This window comes from Frankia sp. AgKG'84/4 (assembly GCF_023242965.2).
GTDB lineage: Bacteria > Actinomycetota > Actinomycetes > Frankiales > Frankiaceae > Frankia.
The window spans coordinates 1-5,183 of record NZ_JALKFU020000376.1 but is presented as its reverse complement, the minus strand read 5'-3'; the positions used below and the strand labels follow the sequence as shown (position 1 = coordinate 5,183).

The 5,183-nt window shown below is 74.4% G+C and carries 5 protein-coding genes, 1 pseudogene and 1 riboswitch; all 6 genes and pseudogenes read left to right on the top strand.

The window, feature by feature from the left end; all coding sequences use genetic code 11:
* On the top strand, positions 1 to 427 hold a 427-nt coding region (locus tag MXD58_RS19405; RefSeq protein WP_518478446.1), incomplete at its 5' end, for a class I SAM-dependent methyltransferase.
* A gap of 167 nt (positions 428 to 594) precedes the next feature.
* Positions 595 to 1,296: a ribulose-phosphate 3-epimerase gene (gene rpe / locus MXD58_RS19400; protein WP_248839719.1), complete on the top strand. Its 702-nt coding sequence runs from the start codon at positions 595 to 597 to the stop codon at positions 1,294 to 1,296.
* A 120-nt stretch (positions 1,297 to 1,416) separates the two neighbouring features.
* Positions 1,417 to 1,548: riboswitch (FMN riboswitch) on the top strand.
* Positions 1,549 to 1,676: 128 nt separating this feature from the next.
* On the top strand, positions 1,677 to 2,372 hold the full coding sequence (locus tag MXD58_RS19395; RefSeq protein WP_248839745.1) for a riboflavin synthase: 696 nt from the start codon (positions 1,677 to 1,679) through the stop codon (positions 2,370 to 2,372).
* Complete coding sequence (locus tag MXD58_RS19390) at positions 2,369 to 3,928, top strand: bifunctional 3,4-dihydroxy-2-butanone-4-phosphate synthase/GTP cyclohydrolase II (RefSeq protein ID WP_248839718.1); 1,560 nt, start codon at positions 2,369 to 2,371, stop codon at positions 3,926 to 3,928. Before MXD58_RS19395 ends, MXD58_RS19390 begins: the two co-directional genes overlap by 4 nt.
* Positions 3,925 to 4,407, top strand: coding sequence for a 6,7-dimethyl-8-ribityllumazine synthase (gene ribH / locus MXD58_RS19385; RefSeq protein ID WP_248839717.1), 483 nt, complete (start codon positions 3,925 to 3,927; stop codon positions 4,405 to 4,407). The genes MXD58_RS19390 and ribH overlap by 4 nt, the downstream gene beginning before the upstream one ends.
* A gap of 337 nt (positions 4,408 to 4,744) precedes the next feature.
* Positions 4,745 to 5,183: pseudogene (locus tag MXD58_RS19380) on the top strand (hypothetical protein); the annotation flags it as partial.

Genomic DNA, 5,183 nt, shown 5'->3' with positions numbered 1-5,183 from the left:
GGCCTGGGTGGTGCGCGCCGACGGCCGCGGCGCACCGGTGGCGCCCGGCAGCGCCGACCGGGTGCTGGTCGACGCGCCCTGCACCGGGCTCGGCGCGCTGCGCCGGCGTCCGGAGGCCCGCTGGCGGCGGACCCCCGAGGACCTGACCGCCCTGGTTCCGTTGCAGAGCGCGTTGCTCGTCGCCGCGCTGGACCTCGTGCGTCCCGGCGGAGTGGTCGCCTACGCGACCTGCTCGCCGCATCCCGCGGAGACCACCGAGGTCGTCCGCCGGGTGACCGGCGAGCGCGCGGACGTGTCCGTGCTCGACGCCGCCCTGGCGCTGCCGACCGTCGACGGGGTCGGGTCCGGGCCGTTCGCGCAGCTCTGGCCGCACCGGCACGGCACCGACGCCATGTTCCTCGCGCTGCTGCACCGCACCGGGAGCTGACCGCACCCTCCGTCACCGGGTCGTCGGTCACCGGGCCGCCCGTCATGCACAGCCCGTCATGCACCGTCCGTCACCGCAACGTCCGTCACCGCCGCGGGGCCCAGGCCCGGTCGCGCGGAGGTGACGGACGCGGCGGCTGTCCCCGTCCGGGTCGGTACTCTCGCCGGGTGGCAACCGCGCAGATCTACCCCAGCATGCTCGCAGCCGACTTCGGCCGCATCGCGGACGCGGCCCTCGCCGTCGAGGGCCGGGCCGACTGGCTGCACGTGGACGTGATGGACTACCACTTCGTCCCGAATCTGGCGTTCTCCCCCGACGCGGTGACCGCGCTGCGCACGGCGACGCCGACCCCGCTCGACTGCCATCTCATGATCGCCGACCCGGATCGCTGGGCCGCCGACTACGCGGAGCGCGGCGCGGCGAACGTCACCATCCACGCGGAGGCGGTCTCGGACCTGCCGCGCACGACGGCGGGGATCCGCGCGGCCGGCGCCCGGACCGGGCTCGCGGTCAAGCCGAACACCCCCGTCGAGCGCTACCTCGACGATCTGCACCGTTTCGACCTGCTGCTGCTCATGACGATCGAGCCGGGCTTCGGCGGCCAGAAGTTCATGACCGAGGTCCTGCCGAAGATCACCGCGGCCCGCCGCCTGATCGACGAGCGTGGCCTGGACCTGTGGCTGCAGATCGACGGCGGGGTGAACGAGCAGACGATCGAGCAGGCCGCCGAGGCCGGGGTGGACGTGTTCGTCGCGGGGACGGCGGTCTTCGGCGCGGACGATCCCGGCGAGGCCGTCGAGAAGCTGCGCGCGCAGGCACTGCGCGCCGCCCCGCGGCTGACCGCGCCGTCGGGCCCGTCGCTCGGCTGAGCAGGGCCGCCAGCGTCCACCGCGGCGTCCTGGGCCCCCGAAGGATGACGTCGGTCACCGTTTGCGGGTAGGGCGTACTGCCCGTTCGTATGTCACACTTGGCGGAGTAACACCAGCAGCACGCGCGCTCCGGGGTCGGTGAAAATCCGAGCCGGCGGTGACAGTCCGCGACCCGTTCCCAGTAGCTGGGGGACGGCTGACCCGGTGGAATTCCGGGACCGACGGTGAAAGTCCGGATGGGAGGACGCGCGCGGGCCCGGGTGCTCACGGGCGGCCGCCTGCCGTCCGTGCGCGCGTGTCGGCGTTCGCCTGCCGGCAGGTCCCGCGTGGATGCCTGTCGCGAGCGGGGAGCGGTGCCCGGCACGAAGGGCGCGGGTCGGATGTTCACCGGCATCGTTGAAGAGCTTGGCGTCGTCACCGCCGTGGAGGTGCGCTCGGACTCGGCGGCGCTCACCATCGCCTGTCAGAGCGTTCTGGCCGATGCGGTCCACGGCGCCTCCATCGCCGTCAACGGCGTGTGTCTCACCGTCACCAGTCTGTCGCGGGACGAGACCGCCGCCGAGGATCACGCGAGCCGGGCCGGTCCGGCCGGCATGACCGGCGGCCCCACGGCGTTCACCGCTGATGTGATGCGGGAAACCCTGGTCCGTTCCGCGCTCGGCGCGCTCACTTCCGGCGACCCGGTGAACCTGGAACGGCCCGTCCGGCTGGCCGACCGGCTCGGCGGCCACCTCGTGCAGGGACACGTCGACGGCGTCGGCACCGTCGTCGACCGGCAGGTGGCCCCGCACTGGGAGATCGTCCGCATCGCCCTGCCCACCGGGCTCGACCGTTACCTCGTCGAGAAGGGCTCGGTCACGGTCGACGGCGTGAGCCTCACCGTCGTCGAGGTCGTCCCCGCCGGCGCTGACTCGCCGCCGACGTTCACCGTCAGCCTCATTCCCACCACCCTCGAGCACACCACGCTCGGCCGCCGCGCACCCGGTTCCCAGCTCAACATCGAGGTCGACGTGCTGGCCAAGTACGTCGAGAAACTGCAGGCCGGCGCCACCGACCCGAACGGACAACAGCGATGACCACATCCGCGGCCGGCACCCCCGCGACGTCCGGCGCACCCCTGACGAGCGTCGTTCCCCCGTCCGCGGCCCCTGCGTCCGCGGCCCCTGCGGCCGTGGCCGACCCCGCCGCGGCCCACCCGTCCGACGTGCGGCCGCGGGTCGCACCGGCGGACGTGGCCGAGGCGGCCAAGCAGGCCCACGGAGGCGAGGTGAGCTTCGCGACGATCGAGGACGCGCTCGCCGCCTTCGCCGCCGGGCAGGCCCTCGTCGTCGTCGACGACGCGGACCGGGAGAACGAGGGCGACCTGATCTTCGCCGCCGAGGCCGCCACCCCCGAACTCGTCGCCTTCATGACCCGTTACACCTCCGGCGTGATCTGCGTGCCGCTTGAGCCCGCGGACACCGACCGGCTCGAGCTCGAGCAGATGGTCCCGCGCAACACCGAGCGGATGGGCACGGCGTTCACCGTCACCGTCGACGCCCGCGACGGCGTGACCACCGGCATCTCCGCCGCCGACCGGGCCCGCACGATCCGGCTGCTCGCCGACCCGGCCACCGCCCCCGCCGACCTGCGCCGGCCCGGCCACATCTTCCCGCTGCGGGCCAAGGAGGGCGGCGTGCTGCGCCGGCCCGGCCACACCGAGGCCGCCGTGGACCTGGCCCGCCTCGCCGGCCTGCACCCGGCCGGTGCCATCTGCGAGATCGTCAACGACGACGGGACGATGGCGCGCCTGCCGGAGCTGGCCGCGTTCGCCCGCGAGCACGACCTGCCGCTGATCTCCATCGCCGACCTCATCGCCTACCGGCGCCGTGCCGAGAAGCAGATCGTCCGCGTCGCCGAGGCGTCGATCCCGACCCGCTACGGCCCGTTCCGGGCGGTCGGCTTCCGCAACATCATCGACGGCGTCGAGCACATCGCGCTCATCCGCGGCGACCTCGGCGACGGCGAGGACGTCCTCGCCCGGGTGCACAGCGAATGCCTCACCGGCGACGTCTTCGGCTCGCGGCGCTGCGACTGCGGCACGCAGCTCGACGCCGCCCTGCGCATGGTCGCCGCAGAGGGCCGCGGCGTCGTGCTCTACATGCGCGGCCACGAGGGCCGAGGCATCGGCCTCATGCACAAGCTGCGGGCCTACCAGCTCCAGGACGCCGGGCATGACACCGTCGACGCGAACCTCGCCCTCGGCCTGCCCGCCGACGCCCGGGACTACGGCACCGGCGCGCAGATCCTCGTCGACCTCGGCGTGCGCGGCATCCGGCTGCTGTCCAACAACCCGACGAAGCGGGCCGGGCTCGAAGGCTACGGCCTGCGCATCGTCGAGCTCATCGCGATGCCGGTCAACCACACCCCGGAGAACCTGCGCTACCTGACCACCAAGCGGGACCGGATGGGCCACGTGCTGCCCGGCCTGCCCCGCGCGGTCGGCGAGGACGAGCCGTCCGCCGGGCGCTGGACGCCGGCGCCCGCGTCAGCATCAGCACCGACGCGACTGCCCGCGGCCTCCGGCTGCGGCGCGGCGACCGGCGGCGCCGGTCTCGCCGGTGGTGCGCTCGCCGACGGCGATGCCCGGTGAGCGGGCTGGGTGCCCCCGCGGAGGTCCTCCCGCCGGCCGCCGGGGTACGCCTCGGGGTGGTCGTCACCCGCTGGCACGCCGAGATCACCGACGGGCTGCTCGCCGGGGCGCTGCGGGCGGCGCGGGACGCCGGGATCGTCGGCACGCCGACCGTCGTGCGCGTCGCCGGCGCGGTCGAGCTGCCGATCGTCGCCGCCGCCCTGGCCGAGCGGCACGACGCCGTCGTCGCGCTCGGCGTCGTCATCCGCGGCGGAACGCCGCATTTCGACTACGTCTGCCAGTTCGTCACCGCCGGCCTCGCCCGGGTCACCCTCGACGCGAAGGTTCCGATCGGCTTCGGCGTGCTGACCTGTGACAGCGTCGAGCAGGCCCGGGACCGCGCCGGGCTCGCGCAGTCCCGTGAGGACAAGGGCCGCGAGGCGACGCTCGCCGCGCTCGACACCGCCGCGGTACTGCGCGAGCTCGCCCTCGCCCGCTGACCCACGCCGGCCGGGGCCCTGCCGGCACACGACGGCCACCGCACCCCACCGGGGCGGTGGCCGTCCGCATCTCACATCACACCTACGGTGCGAGGCCGATCCGTCCTGGTGACATTGCCTCGGTATGGTGTTGCCATCGCATGGCGATTCGGAGTGGATCGGGTGTGCCGATGGTGTGTTCGCTGCTCCTGGGCCCGTTTTCGGCTGTCTGGATCACCGTGCGAGCCTTGTCGCGGCGGTGGGGACGCGAGACGGTGATGCCACTACGTGGCTGCTGTCTCGCTCTACGGCGTCGGCGCGCGGAGTCGGTCGGAGATGCGAGGGTGAGGTGGCGCGGATGGCAGGCCATGGAGGTCACGGCGGCGAGCGCCCCCAGCTCGACGATCCCTCCGGCGACGAACCCGACGAGCGCGCCACCGGCGACCGGTCGCCCGGCGCATCAGGCCAGGGCGGTGGCGACGCCCGGCCGGTCTCCCTGCTCGGCCTGCGCCTGACCGACACCCAGTCGCCGCGCAACGCGCTGGTCTCCCGCCGCTCCGCGCGGCCACGCCCGGCGGCCCCGCGCCCTGAGAGCCCCGCGGGCCAGTCGGAGGACCCCTACGGTGACAAGGCCGCCGCCACCGCGCGCGGCTCCGCCCGCCCCGGCACGGTCTCGCCGGGTGCGGAGATCGTTTCAAGATCGACGGTGCCGCCAGGTTCGACGGTGCCACCGGCCGGTGCCCGGCCGGTGGCCGGCAGCCCAGAGCCGGGCAGCCCAGAGCCGGGCAGCCCAGAGC

Excerpts from the sequence above, each read along its gene's own strand:
- MXD58_RS19390 (WP_248839718.1), top strand. The coding sequence starts at position 2,369 with ATGACCACATCCGCGGCCGGCACCCCCGCGACGTCCGGCGCACCCCTG.
- MXD58_RS19395 (WP_248839745.1), top strand. The coding sequence starts at position 1,677 with ATGTTCACCGGCATCGTTGAAGAGCTTGGCGTCGTCACCGCCGTGGAG.